Here is a 15854-nt window from a genome sequence, read left to right on the forward strand (position 1 = left end):
AAGCGGTTGACACATCAAAAAAGAAACTAGTTAGTAGACGGAAGTCCAGGCTTCTACCACACTCAGGATCAGATTTAGTAAAATTAAAGTAGAATAAATTCACCTCACGTTACGCATCCGCCAGGCTGGAGCGAACCGATGTGGAAAAAGTAGACTTAATCTGTGCCGTATGGCTGACCCATCACCTGTAGTGGGAAAAAGTAGACTTAATCTGGTCCAATTGATCCTAAAATGGTAAATTCGCTTGAATTAAGTCTATTCCGTCCCACTAAACTCTTTTTCGGAGCGTATATCAGCGATTTAGTTTTACTTTTTCCACTAAGGTCATGGCTTGAAAGGCTTCACCGTCCCCCAAATGTGAGAACAGTCCATTCTGGTCAGCCAAAATCACTTCGCCTTCTTAGGTATTAGCCTTATTACTGCGTGAAGCCTGTCTTTCGCTCCCGGTAGATATGGCAGGCTTCTACAAGCCGGGCTGCTGCCGGAAAATAGGAAGCCAGATGGATATGCGCATAGGCTGCCATGACATTCCCGGATACATACCCTTCCGGCTGGCTGCCGCTTCTGCCATGACTGTCATAGGCATACAACTGTGGCTCCCCCGGTGCATAGTTCATCTGGGAATAGTGGAATTCGTGACCACGCAGGCATTCTCCCTGCTTCAGCAGCAGACAGTCTGCCCGGGCAGTTACTTCGCGGTAGCCGAGTGCAGCGCGCTGCTTCTGCATGACTGTGTCAGCGGGGATAATACCGGCCATTTGATGCATAGCCCCGCTCCGGTCGGTAAGACTCCGGGCCAGCACCATGTAGCCGCCGCATTCCGCATAGAGCGGCATCCCGGCTGCCGCTGCAGCCCTTAGGCCATCCAGGAAAATGCTATTCCCGGCGATTTCGGCGGCGAATTCTTCCGGGAAGCCGCCGCCGATGTAGATTCCGTCCGCTTGCGGCGGTACACCCTCGCCGCTAAGCGGACTGAAGTAAGCCAGCCTTGCCCCGGCGCGGGCCAGCAGCTCCAGATTATCGGCATAATAAAAATTGAATGCCGCATCCCTTGCAATGGCTATGACCGGTGCAGAATCATATGCAGTGACCATGGCTTGGGGAGTATCCTCTGACAGATTCCCGGCTGCTGAACCCTCGTCCGGCCCAAGTCCCTTCGCTATAGGATAGCGAAGGGCCGGCGCTGCCGCAGCAAGCTCCAGCACCAGATCCAGATCGGTACCGGCCTCCAGCAGGTCTGCGGCGCGGTCGAATAACGGCTCCAGCTCACCGCGTTCGACAGCAGGCAGCAGTCCTAAATGCCGCTCCGGGATATCCAGTCCCTGGTCCCGTTCCAGCCATCCGATGACCGGAATATGGCAAGCCGCTTCAATCGCCGCTTTGACTGTCCGGTAATGGCTGGCGCTGCCGCAGCAGTTCACGATCACTGCTGCGATATGCACCCCTGGCTCCAGCAACTGGAAGCCTAGGACAATCGCGGCCGCACTGCGGCCCATGCTGCGCACATCCACCACCAGCAGCACTGGACTATCCGTGAGCAGGGCAATTTCCGCCGTTGATCCGGTAAGCGCGGTCGCCTCTTTACCGTCATACAGCCCCATAACGCCTTCAATGACCGACAGATCGGCGGCCTCCGAGGAACGCAAATAATACTCCAGCATATATTCGCTGGAGGTCATCCAGGCATCCAGATTCCGGGCCGGCCGTCCCGTTACAGCCGCGTGGTAGGCAGGATCGATATAATCCGGGCCGCATTTGAAGGCCTGTACGGTAAGACCGCGCCGGGCAAACGCCCGGAGCAGTCCCAGTGTCACCGTTGTTTTGCCTGATCCACTGCCTGTGCCGGCTACCACAATGCGCGGACGGAGCTGTGAAGGCCGCTCCCGCTCCGCTCTGCTCTCCTCATTCATGCAAGCTCTCCCCCGCTTCGTTAAAGCTGACTCTCGCTACAGCAATGGTTACATTACCGCTTTTTTTCTTCTTGAGCACAAGATCGCGGGCACCTGAGGACAGCAGGGCTGCCGGCTCGCAGACGCCGTAAGCTCCAGTCGCCTTAAAGACCGTCTCCGAAGGCTGCTCCAGCACGACCGTATTCAGCTGTTCCGGCGAATACAGGGTCAGCTTCCAGCCGTATTTGGCGCACAGGGCTATAAGACCAGCCTCATCCCCTTTGATCCCGGCGGTGGCAACATTGCGGACACTAAGAAGCGAAAGCCCAAGCTCCGCCAGTGTATCCTGCACCACCGTTTCAAGCTCCTCCTGCGAGGTGCCACGGTTGCAGCCGAGCCCAAGCACGAGGCTGCGCGGACGGTAGACTACGGCCCGCTCGCCCAGTGCCGCCGACGCCGGCCCGGTCAATAGCAGGTCCGTGACCACGATCGCCGCGCTGAATGGTGCTTCTTGAAGCTCTGCCATGCTTCCGCAGAGGCGGACATGGGCAGGCAGAACCGCTCCCGGCGGCAGCCAGCTGCGTTCGCCGCTCTCCTGCAGGAAGGCCACCGCCTCCCCGTTGACCAGGGCGGCACTGACCGTTTTCATCGGCGCGAAGTGGTCTGCGCGCCAGCCGAACTCTGCACCGAGCAGATCCACGGCGAAGGTGCCCTGCACATCCGAGGCGGTAGTGATCACCGGATGGCTGTCCAGCAGCTGCGCGATCTGCAGCGTCAGCCTGTTGGCCCCGCCCAGATGCCCGGAGAGCATGCTGATGACATGCTCTCCGCTTTCGTCAATAACGATGACGGCGGGGTCGGTTCTTTTATCCGTCAGAAGAGGAGCTATCAGCCTGACCGCCGCCCCCAGCGAAAAGAACAGAATAATCCCTTCGTACTGCCGGAACAGCTTCGGAAGCAGCTCTCTGACCGGCTCCGCGAACACCTGAAGGGCGCTTGAAGTCTCCTGCAAGTCTCCGCTGTACTTGGCATAACCATACACCTCCGTATCCGCAAGCAGCGCTCCCAGCTTCAGCGCCAGACGGATGCCGTTTGTGGTAATAGCAACCGCCGCATACCGGCTAGCCATCGGATTCGGCTCCTTCCCGGCAGCCGTGGGTAAACGTCTTGTCGTACAGCTTGGAACGGTGCTGATCACGATCAGTAAGCGCCGGATCAAGCGCCCAGCCGGCGAGGATCATCGCATGCATGGTAATGCCCGCATCCCGCAGATCATCTGCAAGACGGGACACCGTTGTCCGCAGAATCTGCTGGTCCGGCCAGGTCGCCCGCTTCACAACAGCCACAGGCGTGTCCGGACTCCACCCGGCAGCGAGAAACTCTGCAGACACATGTCCCGCCAGTGAAGCGCTGAGGAACAGGGCTACGGTGCAGTGATGCGAAGCCAGCTGCCGCAGCTGCTCCCGCTCCGGCACCGGCGTCCGCCCTTCGGCACGGGTCAGAATCACCGTCTGCGTCAGGTCCGGTACCGTCAGCTCCGCGCCCAGCGCCGCCGCGGAAGCAAATACAGAGCTGACCCCCGGCACGATCTCATAGCTGACACCGCACAGCTTCAGCAGCGACATCTGCTCCAGAATCGCCCCGTACATGGAAGGGTCGCCAGTATGGACGCGGGCTACGCTTTTCCCCTTCTTCACCGCCGCTGCCATGATCTCTACCTGCTGCTCGAGATCCATTCCCGAGCTCTGCAGCACCTCGGCTCCCGGCTTGGCGCCGGCAATGAGCTCCCCGCTAACCAGTGAATCTGCGTACAGCACCACATCCGCGGAGCGCAGGATCCGGCTGCCTTTTACCGTAATCAGTTCGGGATCACCCGGGCCGGCTCCTACAATATAAACCTTTGGCTCCAAGCTCGACTTCGTCATTTGCTCACCACCATAAGACTCAGATATTCCAGCTCATGACCACGCAGCTCGCGTGCATCCCGCCACACCGTTTCATACGGGGAGGTCACCTTGGTGACTACAGATGCTTTTCCTTCAAGGCCCAGCTCGTCCAGCACATCCAGCACCAGGTCCAGTACCTTCGCCACCTTTAAAAACACTACTGTATCATGATGCAGCAACGCCTCCTTCAGCGCCTCGCGGTCGTCCGTAGCCGGAATAATCCCCACCCGTTGATTGCCGTCGGCAAGCGGTTGTTCCAGCGCCGCAGCAGCCCCCAGCACCGACGAAATCCCCGGAATTGAAACAACCGGTACACCTGGATGCTGCTCCTGCATCAGCCGGGCCAGATGAATGAAGGTGCTGTACAGATTCGGATCGCCCTCCGTCACAAAAGCAACATCCCGGCCCAGCTTCAGCTCGTTCCAGCACAGCTCTGCCGTACGGTTCCAGCCGCCGGCCAGGAGATCCGGGTCTTTGGTCATCGGGAACACCAGGCCCAGCATAACCTTTTCGTCTGCATTGACATGCAGCTCTACAATCTCGTGGGCATAGGATTTCCCGCCCTTTTTGGTAGCCGGGTAGGCAATCACCGGACATTCCTTCAGCAAACGGCAGGCCTTCAGTGTAATCAGCTCAGGATCACCTGGACCCACGCCCACACCGTACAAGGTGCCGGTCCTGTTATCCATTTCTTGTGTTGTCATCTGCGTTTCCCTCCTATGTACTGTGTACTGCTAAGTAAGTGCTGCATCCTAATCTTTGGGGTTATTGCAGTCCTGCCTGCGGCCGCTTACCACGTAAACGGGGTTCATCCCCTCAAACCGGGTCATGCCGAGAATCGGCTTCCCCCGGGAAGCTTGAATCTGCGTCACTTCGACAGCCATTCCTTCAAGCTTCAGCGACTCCATACTTGAATAGAGCGTCTCAATCGTTATCGCTCCGATAACAAGCCGCCCTCCGGGCCGCAGCCGCTGAGCACAGAGGGAAATAATCTCCTTCAGGTTGCCTCCGCTGCCGCCGATAAACACCGCATCCGGGTCCGGCAGCCGGTTCAGGCCAAGGGGTGCTGTGTCATGGATGATCTCAAAATCAGCGCGGAATTTACGGCGGTTGGCTTCCATGTTGGGCAGGTTCTCCGCACTTTTTTCAAGGGCGTACACCTTGCCGAGGCGGGCAATCCGCGCGCACTCCGCCGCCACTGCCCCCGATCCGGAACCGATATCCCAGACCACTGCGTCCTCGGATAAATTCAGCTCTGACAGGACAAAGGCCCGCACCTCGCGCTTCGTGATCAGGCCTTTCTCCGGACGCCGCTGCTGGAAGGTTTCGTCGGGATAGGCAAATCCCCGCCGCACTTCACGGACAGCCTCCGTCTTGCGCCGCAGGATCACCACGTTCAGCGGAGCAAAGCTCCCTTTTTCCAGCTCATCCAGCTCCCAGAACCGGCAGGCCTCCTCTTCCCCGCCCAGCCGCTCGCAGACAAATGCCTCATATTCCGTCATTCCAAACTCGCATAAATAGGCTCCTATGACTGCAGGGCTGTTGACCTCATCGGTCAGCAAAGCGATTTTGCGCTTACCGTCGATCCGCTGGGCCAGCCCCCGTATTGGACGGCCGTGCAGACTGACCAATTCCGCATCCTGCCAGCTGTCCCCGAGACGGGCAAACGCAAGCTGCACACTGCTGTAATGCGGAATCACCTCGACATGCTCCGGGCCGAATCTGCGGACCAGATACCCGGCAATGCCAAAAAACAGCGGGTCTCCCGAAGCCAGCACCACGGCACGGCGCTCTTTCCATACTTCCTCCAGTTTGTCTGCAAAGGCCTTCAGGCCGTTCTTCAGCACAATCTTTTCCCCTTGGTAGGTGTTAAAAAAAGATAACTGCCTCTCCCCTCCGAGCAGCACTTCGCTTCTATGCACCTTGCTCAGGCTATCCGGGGTCAAGCCTCCGGCTCCGTCCTCACCGATACCAATAATATATATAATGTCAGCCACGGATCTCCGTCCTTCCCAGCACCCGGCCCTTCATGGTGATCAGCACCATCTCCACCGTCATGCCGCCATGCACATGCTCCAGACAATGCCTGCAGGCATGCAGGCACAGCTGCTCAAAAAAAACGCCATTCCCGGCCTCCGTCATGTAGTCCACAACCTGTGAGGCTGTATTGGCTCCGGCAATCTCCGCTACCTGTCCGCAATCTGCCCCCGACTCCGCTGCAATCCTGGCCAGAAAACTGAAGTCCACCGGAGCATGTTTGGAATGAATCAGCATGGCGCCCTGCGCGACCTTCGAATACTTGCCTGCCATTCCTACCAGCGTAACTTTGCGGATTCCGAAGGCCTTGGCGTGTTCCAGCGAGTAGCCGACATATTCCCCCATCTGGATAAAAGCTTCCTCCGGAAGCGCTTCGAACATCGCCATAGCATATTTCTCACTGCTGCCGCCGGTGGTCAAAATAATCTGTTGGTTCCCCATTGCCGCAGCGACTGAAATCGCCTGCACCACGCTCGCCTTATAGGCTTCGGTGGAGAACGGCGTTACCACGCCGCGCGTACCCAGGATGGAAATGCCGCCGAGGATGCCAAGCCGGGGATTTAACGTTTTCAGTGCAATGGCTTCGCCTTCCGGCACACTGATGACCACCCGCAGCCCCCGGGCGGCGCCATGCTCCTCAAGCACCTCGGATACCTCCTCCAGGATCATGCGCCGGGGCACCGGATTAATCGCTGCTTCCCCAACCGGCACCGGCAATCCCGGCTTGGTCACTCTCCCCACACCTTTGCCGCCATCTATCTCTACGCCAGGTATATCGCTCCAGCTTACAGCTGCCTCAATCCTGGCACGATGTGTCGCATCCGGGTCATCTCCGGCATCCTTTACGGTTGCACAGAATGCCGAGTCCATGCCGCTGCGACCGCCCCCCGTCAGCTCGAACGTATGCCGGAAACCGGCGGGCAAACCAATCTCCACACGCTGAGGAACTTCGCCCGTAATCAGCAGAAGTGCTGCGCCTTTGGCGGCTGCGGCAGCACAGGCACCCGTCGTGTAGCCCCGGCGCAGCGCCGCCGGGGGGACACCATCCCCCAAATCCGCGCTGGGCTTACGGCCCTGCAAATCAAGTGACTCCTGTTGTCCCATGAGCTGAATGCCCCCCTTTCTCTGCTGTTTTAGCGTATTTTCACCACCGCTCTACTATCCCTGTTTCTGTGATTCTGCCGCTTGACGGACGGCCAGCAGGCTGAGTGCGTTGACTGCTGCAACCACAACCGTACTGCCGCCCTTGCGTCCGATGTTAGTGATATAAGGAATATCCAGCTTGCGCAGCTCATCCTTCGACTCGGCAGCAGATACAAACCCGACCGGCATGCCGATCACGAGTCCCGGTTGTGCAGCACCTTCTTTGATCAGACGGATCAATTCCAGCAGCGCCGTTGGTGCATTGCCAATCACATAGATCCCGCCAGGCGCTTCGGCGCAGGCTTTGCGGGTTGCGAGGATGGCGCGGGTTGTCCCTTCCGCCTTGGCAGCCTCAATCACATCCGGATCAGAGATATGTACCCGGACCTCGCCGCCGTATTTGTGAATCCGCTCCTTGGCAATCCCGGCTTCCACCATACGCACATCTGCAATAATGGGCTTCCCTTCCAACATAGCGGAAATTCCCGCCTCCATCGCCCGGGGATGAAACACCAGACTCCGTCCCAGTTCAAAATCGGCAGAAGCATGAATAATCCGCTGCACGACCGGGTACTGTAGAGGGCTAAATTCATGCTCCCCCAGCTCCCGGGTAATCATCTGAAAGCTCAGGCTTTCTATTTCCTGCGGCTGGACCGTAAGCGGCTTAAAATCCGTGCCAAACTCCATAGCTATCCCTCATTTCTTAATACAAGCTGTAACCGCGGAGACCATCTCTTCAAAGGACTGATACACCCGGCTGCTATCTCCAAAAACGGTTTGGGGGCGGGCAATCAAAATGACGCAGATTCCCATATCGAGCGCCGCATAAACCTTCTCATCGAGGGATCCTTCGGCGCCGCTCTCTTTTGTAACCATGACTTGTGTACCGTACTGTCTATACAATGCTTCGTTCAGTTCCCGTGAAAAGGGTCCCTGCAGTGCAATGATGTTGCGCTGCTCTATCCCAAGGGAGAGGCATTTCTGTATATTTTCCAGACAGGGCAGCAGTCTTACTGTCAGCCGGATCGCAGAATCACCCAGCAGCTGTTCTGTAAAAATCTCTAATGTTTTGCCGCCGGTAGTCAGCATAATAGAGCCTTCCAGCTGCTTGGCCCTGCGGGCAGCCTCTTCATAGGAATGCACAACAATCAATCGAGGATGCTTGTCATAACTGACGCTGCGCCGCTCATACCGCAGATAGGGTAGTCCTAGCGCAGCAGCAGCTCCCATCGCATGGTCATGTGCCTCCTGTGCAAAGGGATGGCTTGCATCGATGATGGCGCTGCAGCCGTTCTCCCGCAGACAGGCGATCATTCCTTGTTGATCCAGCCTTCCGACTCTGGCCGGAATGCCTGCTGCTTCAAGGCGTTCCGCACCGCTTGCCGTCACGACGGACGCCAGCAGCCTAAGCCCTTCACGGGTCAGGGTCAGCGCCAATTCACGGGCATCACTGGTTCCACACAGCATAAATATCATCGCGGTCAGCGCGCCTTTGGAGCCGTTGCCGGGTGCAGCACATCCCGTGAAATATCAGACGGGGTCAGGGTACCCGTAGGCTCTTCAGCCGCAATTGCAGGTACACCTACCGTTGTCTCATGGTTGTGGACATGATGATCTTGTGCGTGATCGTGCCCGTGATGTCCGCCATGATGCCCGTGACCGCATTCGTGCCCGTGACCGCATTCGTGCCCGTGACCACATCCATGACCTTCTCCCCCATGGGAGCCGTGATTATGCCCCTCTTCACCGTGGTGGTGGTGGTGATGGTGGTGATGAATAGATGCTTCATCGCGGTATTTGCAATTGTCGCAGTTGGCTGCGGTCCGGCCTGCTATGGTCTCATCAATCCGATCCAGCAGCATAGCGGACAGCAGCGGGTGTGAGCCTAGATAGCTCCCTGCCTCTACTTCAATCTCCGGATGAGCTTCGGCAAAATCGTTCACCGTTTCGCTGAACTGCTTCATCAGCACCCCAGTGAACAATAAATACGGCAGCACGATGATTTTACGCGCTCCAAGTGCCAGGCACCGTTCCAACCCTGCGTTCAGCGAAGGCTTGGCCATGGCAATAAAGCAGGCCTCGACGCTTTTATAGGAAGTTCTTTCCCAGAGCATCCGTGTAAGTTTACAGAGGTCACTGTTCGCATCCGGGTCACTACCTCCCCGGCCCATGATCAGCACAATGGTGTCTTCATCCGGTACCTTGGCCTCTTCCTCTAACAGTGCAGCCGCCGTCTCCAGCCGTGCAGATGCCTGCGGCCGCGACAACGGCATAGCCCCGGCGATGCGGTCCATTAGAATATCTACTGCTCTCTCCTGCACGCCAATCGGTCGGCCATAGATAAATTCCACACCCGGATATTTCAGCTTTGCTTGATCCAGAGCCATCGGAATATCCAGCTTGGAATGTCCCGCCGCGAACAAAATAATCGGCACCACATAGACCTTACCGGCTCCTCCACGCACACATTGATCTATCCCTTCGGAAATGGATGGGGCCGACAACTCGATAAAGCAGGTTTCAATCGTAAGCTCCGGCCTCCGGGCAGCCAGCAAGCTGCTGAAACTCCGCAGCTCCTCATTCCCCTCTTCCACACGGCTGCCATGTCCTACTAACAGCACAGCCGTTCTCCGGTGGGCACTTTCCGGGTTCTGCAGATGCTTGTGTTCAGCATGCAGTATGCTCTTCGAACTTGTGAAGTTCACAGCAATTCCCCGGCCCATCCGCTCAAAAAAAGTATAAAACCGCTCATTCGGATAGCCTTGCGCACAGTATTGTTCCACAACCGCTGTTACAGCGGCTATCGCTTCCTCTTCGTTCATTCCCTCACGGACCCGTGTGCCCGCATGTGCGGCACGTCCGGATTTTTTGCCGCCAAGGTACAGTTCAAAGCTTCCTTTGGAATAGATAAGGCCGATATCCTCCAGCACCGCTGAGTTGCACGCCATCCCGCAGCCAGTTACGCTGATCTGCAGTTCTCTAGGCGTAGACCGGCCGTTCAGCTGTTGAAATAACCGTTCTGCCGCTGCCCGGGCACCTTCTTTTCTCAAGTCACAAAAGCCACAGGTTTTCACCTTCACGTAGTCGCCCGGAGGCGATTCGTTTAGCCCTACCGCTGCGGGCTCATTGACTTCCGGTGGATACCCGACGTTCAGCACCGCTCCCGCGTTCACTGCATCCGTTTCACGTTCTGCTTGCACTTTCAGTACCGGACCAGCCAAGGTCTGCCCAGTAGTGGAAGCTTCACCGCCTGCCAGTGCCGCCGCCAGCGACCAAGGCTCCGCTGAGGTCCGCAGCCGTTCATGCGGCTTCAATACCTGCGTATCTGCGCCTAGGCTATACTTGCGCCCGTAGCCGCGCGGTGTAACCAGGAGGCCTTCATAGACTATTGTGGCGGAATTCCCGACGATCACCGTCGAGAGCATGCCGATCTCATGATTCAGCATATCCTGAAGCGTCGTGACGATGGTCTGCTGCCGGTCACGGTAGGCACTTTTTACGATACCAACCGGAGTGGCAGGATCCCGGTAGCGGAGCAGAATCTGGCGGGCCTCTTCAATCTGGCGTGTACGCTTCCCGCTGCGCGGATTGTAAAAGGCAATTACGAAGTCCGCGGCTCCCGCCGCTTCTACACGTGCCGCAATGCTCTCCCAAGGCGTAAGATGATCACTCAGGCTGATCGTGCAGGAATCGTGCATAATCGGTGCCCCTAGCAGTGAGGAGCAGGATTGAATGGCCGATATCCCTGGAATCACTTCGACCTTTACACCAGTGTCGGGGGTCCAGCCCCGTTCGATCAGCACTTCGTAGACCAGCCCCGCCATTCCATATACACCCGCGTCTCCGCTGGAGATGACCGCAATGGTCTGCCCGGCTTCGGCCCGGCGAACCGCTTCCTGGGCCCGGCTGACCTCCTCGGTCATGCCTGTACCGACAACTTCCTGATGACGCAGCAGCGGCCGGATCAAGTCCACATAAGTGCTGTAGCCGATCACGGCCTCACTTTCTTCCAGTGCTGCCAAAGCGCAGCCTGTAATATGCTCCATAGCACCGGGCCCAAAGCCGATAATCAGCAGCTTTCCTAGTTTGCTCATTCTTGTTCCCCCGTTCGTGTGTAATGCTATTCAACTGCTTCCTCTATGGCCTGCATCAGCGCATTAACCCGCACCGTAGTTCCTAACCAACCGGCTAGCCTGACACTACCCGTCCATCCTTTCACCCAGCAGACTGCCAAGCAGCGCCTTGAAATCCCCGGCGTTCCGGGGAGCCGTGACTCCTTGCGTTACGTGCAGGGGCAGGCTGTGCCACAGCTCTGCCAGCAGCGGGAGCTCCAGGCCAATCGCCTGCAGAGTCTCCGGCCCCGCAAAAATATCATCCGGCGTTCCGGCAGCCCGGCAGGAGCCATGATCGAGCACGATGATCCAGTCCGCCCAGCGGTAAGCCAGATTCATATCATGCGTGACCATAACCACAGTTGTGCCCTTACGGTGTATACTGTCCAGGCCATCTAGAAGCTGTGCCTCGGACAGCGGGTCCAGGTAAGACGTTGGCTCGTCGAGTAAGATCAGCTCCGGTTCCATCGCTAACACGCCTGCAAGCGCTGTGCGCTTTTTCTGGCCCAGGCTGAGCTGATGGATGGGTTTATCCTTTAGAGCAGTAAGGTTCAATTGCTCCAGAACGGCAGCACAACGTGATTCAATTTCCTTCTCATCCATACCGGTGCCCCGCAGCCCGAAGGAGATATCCTCCATTGGCGTGCTCAAGATCAGCTGCTGCTCAGGGTCCTGAAAGACCAGACCGACTCTGCGGCGCAGGGCGGCCAGTTCTTTTTTGGCGTAAGATACAGGCAGTCCCGCCTGCAGCAGCGTACCCATTTGCGGCCGCAGTAGGCCTACCGCATGGAGAAATAACGTTGATTTGCCGGAACCGTTATGTCCAAGCAAGGCTGTTTTACAGCCCTTCGGGATAGCTACGGTCAACCCCCGGAGTGCAGGCTCCATCGTGTCCGGATAATGAAATACAACATCTTCAAAGGCCAAACTGTAATCTATGTTCATGTGGCTCCTCTTCTCCAGGCGGCTTCACTTCATGGATCATCATCTTTCGCATCAAGCCCATAGCAGGCACAGTTGTGCAGCCACCAGGAGCGCGATTCCGGCATAGGCTTCAAAGGCAAACCTTCGCGGCACTGTGCGCTTCACATAGGGCGGTAAAAGAATCTCCCCGGTAAATCCCCGGGTTGCCAGCCCCTGCGACAGCCCATAGTACCGGTGCATGGTGTTTGCGAACAGTGAAGCTGCCATACTTGCAGCCTCCCGCAGCTTCGCCCTGAAGCCCCTTTGACCGCCACGCAGGCGCCTGGCCAGATGCAGTCCATGGGCTGTGTCATCCAGCAGGAACAGGAAGCGGTACATAATCAGCATCAGTTCCAGCACAATCTGCGGCATCCACAGCCGGCGGAGCACCTGCAGCAGCTCGCCGAACGGTGTCGTCAGTATAATGAACAGGCAGCAGGCCAGGCAGGCTGACACCCGGGCCAGCAGCAGCACAGCCCGCATTCCCCCTGCCGGGGTCATGTACAGAACCCGGGACATGCCTGGAATCTGCAGATGCCAAGAAGCCTCTCCGGCAGCCGGATGGCCGAACTCCACCAGCAATGCCGGCAGGCTGAGGCCGAAGAACAACAACGCTGTGCCGACAAGAAGGCCATAAGCGCGCGGGGGGATTTTGGCGTAGAGAAGACACCACCGCATCATCCAGAGTGCAATAAGCATCTGAAGCACCGGATGCAGCACATAAGCGAGTATGAACATAACTGCCGCAAAAAGGCTCTTCCACATCGGGGACAGCTGCCTCAGGGCATTGTTACAGGATAACGCATCCATTCTTCTAATCATTCAACTTCTGCCGGTTCTGCTGGTTCTGCCGTTCCTGTCTTCCCCTCAAGAGACCCAGCGTATAGCCGATCACTCCTGCACCAAGGGCTGCCTGCAGCGCGAACAGCATGCTCTCCGTCTCACCCGGCAGCTCAGCCAGCGGTTTGAACCAGGGCTTGTATGTGGGATCAATCTCCGTGATTGCACTCTCGGCTGCGTCATCGGCTCCGCCGAAATCCCCGTTCACGAGCAGAAGCGGCAGGACCACCAGCAGAATCACTGCGAGCAGCATCAACAGGTTTCTCCATTTGTTCTTCACCGTTCGCCGCCTCCCCCGGCTGCACGTTTGAGCAGTGACAGCTCCTGCGGACTGTATGCCTTCAGCCAGTTCCAGAGCAGCACGGTCAAGAGTCCTTCGCTGACTGCCAGCGGAATCTGGGTCACGGCAAATATACCGCCAAATTTAGCAAAGGAAGCCAGCACGCCGCCATCTGCCGACGGAAAAGCCGCCGCAAGCTGAAAGGAAGTGACGACATAAGTCATCAGATCCGCTACTGCAGCCGCACAGAACACTGCCAGCTTTTCCCGTCCATTCAGTTTCATGATCAGCCTATAGGCCGCATAACCGGCAAAAGGTCCGGCCACCGCCATGGAGAAGGCGTTCGCGCCAAGTGTAGTAATTCCGCCGTGCGCCAGCAGCAGTGCCTGGAACAACAGCACAACCGATCCGATCACGCTCATCGGCAGCGGCCCCAGCATCACAGCGCCAAGTCCCGTCCCTGTAGGATGGGAGCTGCTTCCGGTTACCGACGGCATTTTGAGGGCGGACAGCACAAATGTGAAGGCACCCGACAGACCCATCAGCAGCTTCAGCTCGGGATTGTCCCGGGTGATTCGGGTAAGCTTACGGACTCCAAGCAAAAAGAATGGCAGAAAAGCCACCCACCAGAACAACGCCCATCCTACCGGTAAAAATCCCTCCATAATGTGCATCGCTTCAGCTGTGCCCGGTTCATTCAGCAACAAATAAACGGCAAATACACAGACCAGCGCTGCAAAGCGCCAAAAACTGCGTTTATCCATTCTTAAACCTCCATCCTTAATTCTGATAAGCATGAAACATGTACATTCTTACCTTTCAAACCAAAAACTCCCGCCCTGAGGGGGTGGGAGTTATATGTACGTGTTCAGATCACAAAGAGAAGGCTGCTCCGCCGCCAAAACAAGCAGCGCACCCCCATCTGATCATCCGTTCGTACACCGCTCCTATCCGCGTAGAGTCGTGTGTGCGCAAACAAGGTAGGTCTCCTGGCTCGGGATCACAGCATGGCTTTCGTCTTCCCCGGAGTTATCACCGAGTGACCTTTTGAAAGCCTGCTCTTCCTTACAGTGGCGGGACCGCTCGGGAGTTGCACCCGATTCCCTGTTATCCCTTGATATACAATCAAAGGCACCTTGTTTCGTCGCTGATTCATCCTGTACATCATAGCGGACATCGCTCACACATGTCTGTGATAAAAGTGCAGCCGCAGGAAGCTTGTAAGAATGCCACTTGAGTAATATAATTATTAACTATAATCCTGAATCGGAGGCTTTTCATGAAACTTGATCTAACTGAAGAATCCCTGCCGGTGTACGAAGCATTATCCAGCTCTGTACGCCTGCATATGCTCCGTCTGCTCGCCGTTCAGCCCATGAATGTCAAGGAATTAGCCGGTTCGGTCAAACTCAGCAGTGCGATCATGACTATGCATGTGCGTAAGCTGGAAGCCGCCGGGCTGATCCGCACCCATATGGCTCCCGGACGGAGCGGCCTGCAGAAGATCTGCACGATTGCCGTGGACCATGCTGAGATTCTGTTCCCGGGCCAAGACAAAACGGAGCGAAAAAGCCACCGGAATGAGATTCCGGTCGGGCATTATTCGAATTTCCAGATCGAACCGACCTGTGGACTGGCTACGACCGAGCAAGTCATCGGCAACTTTGACGATCCGCGTTATTTCTGGGATCTGGAGCGGATGAATGCCGGTATTCTCTGGTTTGGCAAAGGGTATGTCGAATATAAAATCCCCAACTTTCTGCTGTCCAGCCAGCAGCCCGAGGAACTGGTTATAACGATGGAGATTGCCTCAGAAGCGCCGTCCATTAATAACAATTGGCCTTCGGACATCACCTTCACCCTGAACGGGCACAAACTTGGCTTTTGGACCAGTCCCGGCGATTACGGAGACAGACAGGGCAAATATACACCCTCCTGGTGGCCTGCACTCACCAATCAATATGGATTGCTCAAGCAGCTGAGGGTTACGCCCAAGGGCACTTTTATGGATGGTCATAAACTGTCTGAGGTTACGCTTGACCAGGTGGGCATTCGCAGCAAACAATGGACGTTCATGCTTTCAGTGGAAGAAGACGCCGAGCATATCGGGGGCCTTACCCTGTTCGGCAAAGGGTTTGGCAATTATAACGAAGACATGCTGGTTGATCTATACTATACAGATATGCCGGATAGCAGTGAGGCGGCTGGATCTGCTTAAGCCTGCTTATACGTGAGTGAACAAAAATAAGAACCCCCGAGTTCCACAGTTTACCAAACTGGTGGAATTCGGGGGTTTTGGGTTCAGTCATATTCATGCGATGCTGTATTCTAGACTGCCTGGCCTGACGACTTCTGTACGCGCCTATTCGTTAACAGGCTGCCATAGACCGCCGCCGGGAAGCGGACAACCGCGCGCTTTCAGCCGGGCCACAACCGGTATGATGCAGCCGCAGGCCGTGCAGGTTACGCCATCCTGCAGTTTGGGGCAGGTCCTGCAGATGGCGAACCGCTCCGTATATACCTGATCTGACGCGGTGTTGCCTTCATTGAACATCGATGACGCCAGTATACGGGCGATCTGCGCTTCTGTTACTTTATAATCGTCCCGGCAGCCTTTGCAGGCAGAGGTTGTGGCCATAACAGT

At 56.8% G+C, this 15854-nt stretch carries 15 protein-coding genes and 1 riboswitch; of the genes, 1 reads left to right on the forward strand and 14 read right to left on the reverse strand.

The annotated features are described in order from the left end of the window. Positions 1-416: 416 nt before the first annotated feature. From A3844_RS07015 to A3844_RS07090, 13 genes are all read right to left on the reverse strand, one after another. Positions 417-1910, reverse strand: a complete 1494-nt coding sequence (locus A3844_RS07015) for a cobyrinic acid a,c-diamide synthase CobB (RefSeq protein ID WP_074107002.1) — start codon at positions 1908-1910, stop codon at positions 417-419. Then, on the reverse strand, positions 1903-3018 hold the full coding sequence (locus tag A3844_RS07020) for a cobalt-precorrin 5A hydrolase (protein ID WP_074107003.1): 1116 nt from the start codon (positions 3016-3018) through the stop codon (positions 1903-1905). The genes A3844_RS07015 and A3844_RS07020 overlap by 8 nt, the downstream gene beginning before the upstream one ends. Beyond that, positions 3011-3814 (reverse strand): precorrin-4 C(11)-methyltransferase, encoded by an 804-nt coding sequence (gene cobM, locus A3844_RS07025; protein WP_074084647.1) that lies wholly within the window; start codon positions 3812-3814, stop codon positions 3011-3013. The genes A3844_RS07020 and cobM overlap by 8 nt, the downstream gene beginning before the upstream one ends. Beyond that, complete coding sequence (gene cobI, locus A3844_RS07030) at positions 3811-4539, reverse strand: precorrin-2 C(20)-methyltransferase (protein ID WP_244169714.1); 729 nt, start codon at positions 4537-4539, stop codon at positions 3811-3813. The genes cobM and cobI overlap by 4 nt, the downstream gene beginning before the upstream one ends. Before the next feature lie 48 nt (positions 4540-4587). Then, entirely contained in the window at positions 4588-5832 is a 1245-nt protein-coding gene (locus A3844_RS07035; RefSeq protein WP_074107004.1) for a bifunctional cobalt-precorrin-7 (C(5))-methyltransferase/cobalt-precorrin-6B (C(15))-methyltransferase, read from the reverse strand. Further along, entirely contained in the window at positions 5825-6976 is a 1152-nt protein-coding gene (locus tag A3844_RS07040; protein WP_083606737.1) for a cobalt-precorrin-5B (C(1))-methyltransferase, read from the reverse strand. Before A3844_RS07040 ends, A3844_RS07035 begins: the two co-directional genes overlap by 8 nt. 54 nt (positions 6977-7030) lie before the next feature. After that, positions 7031-7702, reverse strand: coding sequence for a precorrin-8X methylmutase (locus tag A3844_RS07045; RefSeq protein ID WP_074102862.1), 672 nt, complete (start codon positions 7700-7702; stop codon positions 7031-7033). A gap of 9 nt (positions 7703-7711) precedes the next feature. After that, positions 7712-8491: a precorrin-6A reductase gene (gene cobK / locus A3844_RS07050; protein ID WP_074107005.1), complete on the reverse strand. Its 780-nt coding sequence runs from the start codon at positions 8489-8491 to the stop codon at positions 7712-7714. A 5-nt stretch (positions 8492-8496) separates the two neighbouring features. Then, positions 8497-11109, reverse strand: coding sequence for a precorrin-3B C(17)-methyltransferase (gene cobJ / locus A3844_RS31755; RefSeq protein ID WP_083606738.1), 2613 nt, complete (start codon positions 11107-11109; stop codon positions 8497-8499). 105 nt (positions 11110-11214) lie between these two features. Continuing rightward, the gene (locus A3844_RS07075) at positions 11215-12072 is read right to left on the reverse strand and encodes an energy-coupling factor ABC transporter ATP-binding protein (RefSeq protein WP_074107006.1); all 858 of its coding nucleotides are present in this window, start codon (positions 12070-12072) and stop codon (positions 11215-11217) included. 51 nt (positions 12073-12123) lie between these two features. Continuing rightward, positions 12124-12912: a cobalt ECF transporter T component CbiQ gene (cbiQ, locus tag A3844_RS07080; RefSeq protein ID WP_074107007.1), complete on the reverse strand. Its 789-nt coding sequence runs from the start codon at positions 12910-12912 to the stop codon at positions 12124-12126. Continuing rightward, the gene (locus A3844_RS07085) at positions 12905-13210 is read right to left on the reverse strand and encodes an energy-coupling factor ABC transporter substrate-binding protein (protein ID WP_074107008.1); all 306 of its coding nucleotides are present in this window, start codon (positions 13208-13210) and stop codon (positions 12905-12907) included. Before A3844_RS07085 ends, cbiQ begins: the two co-directional genes overlap by 8 nt. Continuing rightward, on the reverse strand, positions 13207-13974 hold the full coding sequence (locus A3844_RS07090) for an energy-coupling factor ABC transporter permease (protein WP_074107009.1): 768 nt from the start codon (positions 13972-13974) through the stop codon (positions 13207-13209). Before A3844_RS07090 ends, A3844_RS07085 begins: the two co-directional genes overlap by 4 nt. Before the next feature lie 198 nt (positions 13975-14172). Next, positions 14173-14364, reverse strand: a riboswitch (cobalamin riboswitch). A 125-nt stretch (positions 14365-14489) separates the two neighbouring features. Between A3844_RS07090 and A3844_RS07095 the strand changes: the two genes are divergently transcribed. Continuing rightward, a complete protein-coding gene (locus A3844_RS07095; protein WP_074107010.1) occupies positions 14490-15428 on the forward strand; it encodes an ArsR/SmtB family transcription factor in 939 nt (312 codons plus the stop codon). A gap of 144 nt (positions 15429-15572) precedes the next feature. Here the strand turns inward: A3844_RS07095 and A3844_RS07100 are convergent, their stop codons facing one another. Next, the gene (locus tag A3844_RS07100; protein WP_074107011.1) at positions 15573-15848 is read right to left on the reverse strand and encodes a DUF6171 family protein; all 276 of its coding nucleotides are present in this window, start codon (positions 15846-15848) and stop codon (positions 15573-15575) included. Positions 15849-15854 lie beyond the last annotated feature (6 nt).

The organism is Paenibacillus helianthi, from assembly GCF_001909055.1.
GTDB classification, from domain to species: Bacteria; Bacillota; Bacilli; order Paenibacillales; family Paenibacillaceae; genus Paenibacillus_AQ; species Paenibacillus_AQ helianthi.

What these genes read in the sequence shown, in the direction of transcription:
- cobK (WP_074107005.1), bottom strand. Translation starts at nt 8,491, where the DNA reads ATGATATTTATGCTGTGTGGAACCAGTGATGCCCGTGAATTGGCGCTG.
- cbiQ (WP_074107007.1), bottom strand. Translation starts at nt 12,912, where the DNA reads ATGATTAGAAGAATGGATGCGTTATCCTGTAACAATGCCCTGAGGCAG.
- cobI (WP_244169714.1), bottom strand. Translation starts at nt 4,539, where the DNA reads ATGACAACACAAGAAATGGATAACAGGACCGGCACCTTGTACGGTGTG.
- A3844_RS07020 (WP_074107003.1), bottom strand. Translation starts at nt 3,018, where the DNA reads ATGGCTAGCCGGTATGCGGCGGTTGCTATTACCACAAACGGCATCCGT.
- A3844_RS07090 (WP_074107009.1), bottom strand. Translation starts at nt 13,974, where the DNA reads ATGGATAAACGCAGTTTTTGGCGCTTTGCAGCGCTGGTCTGTGTATTT.
- A3844_RS07095 (WP_074107010.1), top strand. Translation starts at nt 14,490, where the DNA reads ATGAAACTTGATCTAACTGAAGAATCCCTGCCGGTGTACGAAGCATTA.
- cobM (WP_074084647.1), bottom strand. Translation starts at nt 3,814, where the DNA reads ATGACGAAGTCGAGCTTGGAGCCAAAGGTTTATATTGTAGGAGCCGGC.
- A3844_RS07015 (WP_074107002.1), bottom strand. Translation starts at nt 1,910, where the DNA reads ATGAATGAGGAGAGCAGAGCGGAGCGGGAGCGGCCTTCACAGCTCCGT.
- A3844_RS07040 (WP_083606737.1), bottom strand. Translation starts at nt 6,976, where the DNA reads ATGGGACAACAGGAGTCACTTGATTTGCAGGGCCGTAAGCCCAGCGCG.
- A3844_RS07045 (WP_074102862.1), bottom strand. Translation starts at nt 7,702, where the DNA reads ATGGAGTTTGGCACGGATTTTAAGCCGCTTACGGTCCAGCCGCAGGAA.
- cobJ (WP_083606738.1), bottom strand. Translation starts at nt 11,109, where the DNA reads ATGAGCAAACTAGGAAAGCTGCTGATTATCGGCTTTGGGCCCGGTGCT.
- A3844_RS07075 (WP_074107006.1), bottom strand. Translation starts at nt 12,072, where the DNA reads ATGAACATAGATTACAGTTTGGCCTTTGAAGATGTTGTATTTCATTAT.
- A3844_RS07100 (WP_074107011.1), bottom strand. Translation starts at nt 15,848, where the DNA reads ATGGCCACAACCTCTGCCTGCAAAGGCTGCCGGGACGATTATAAAGTA.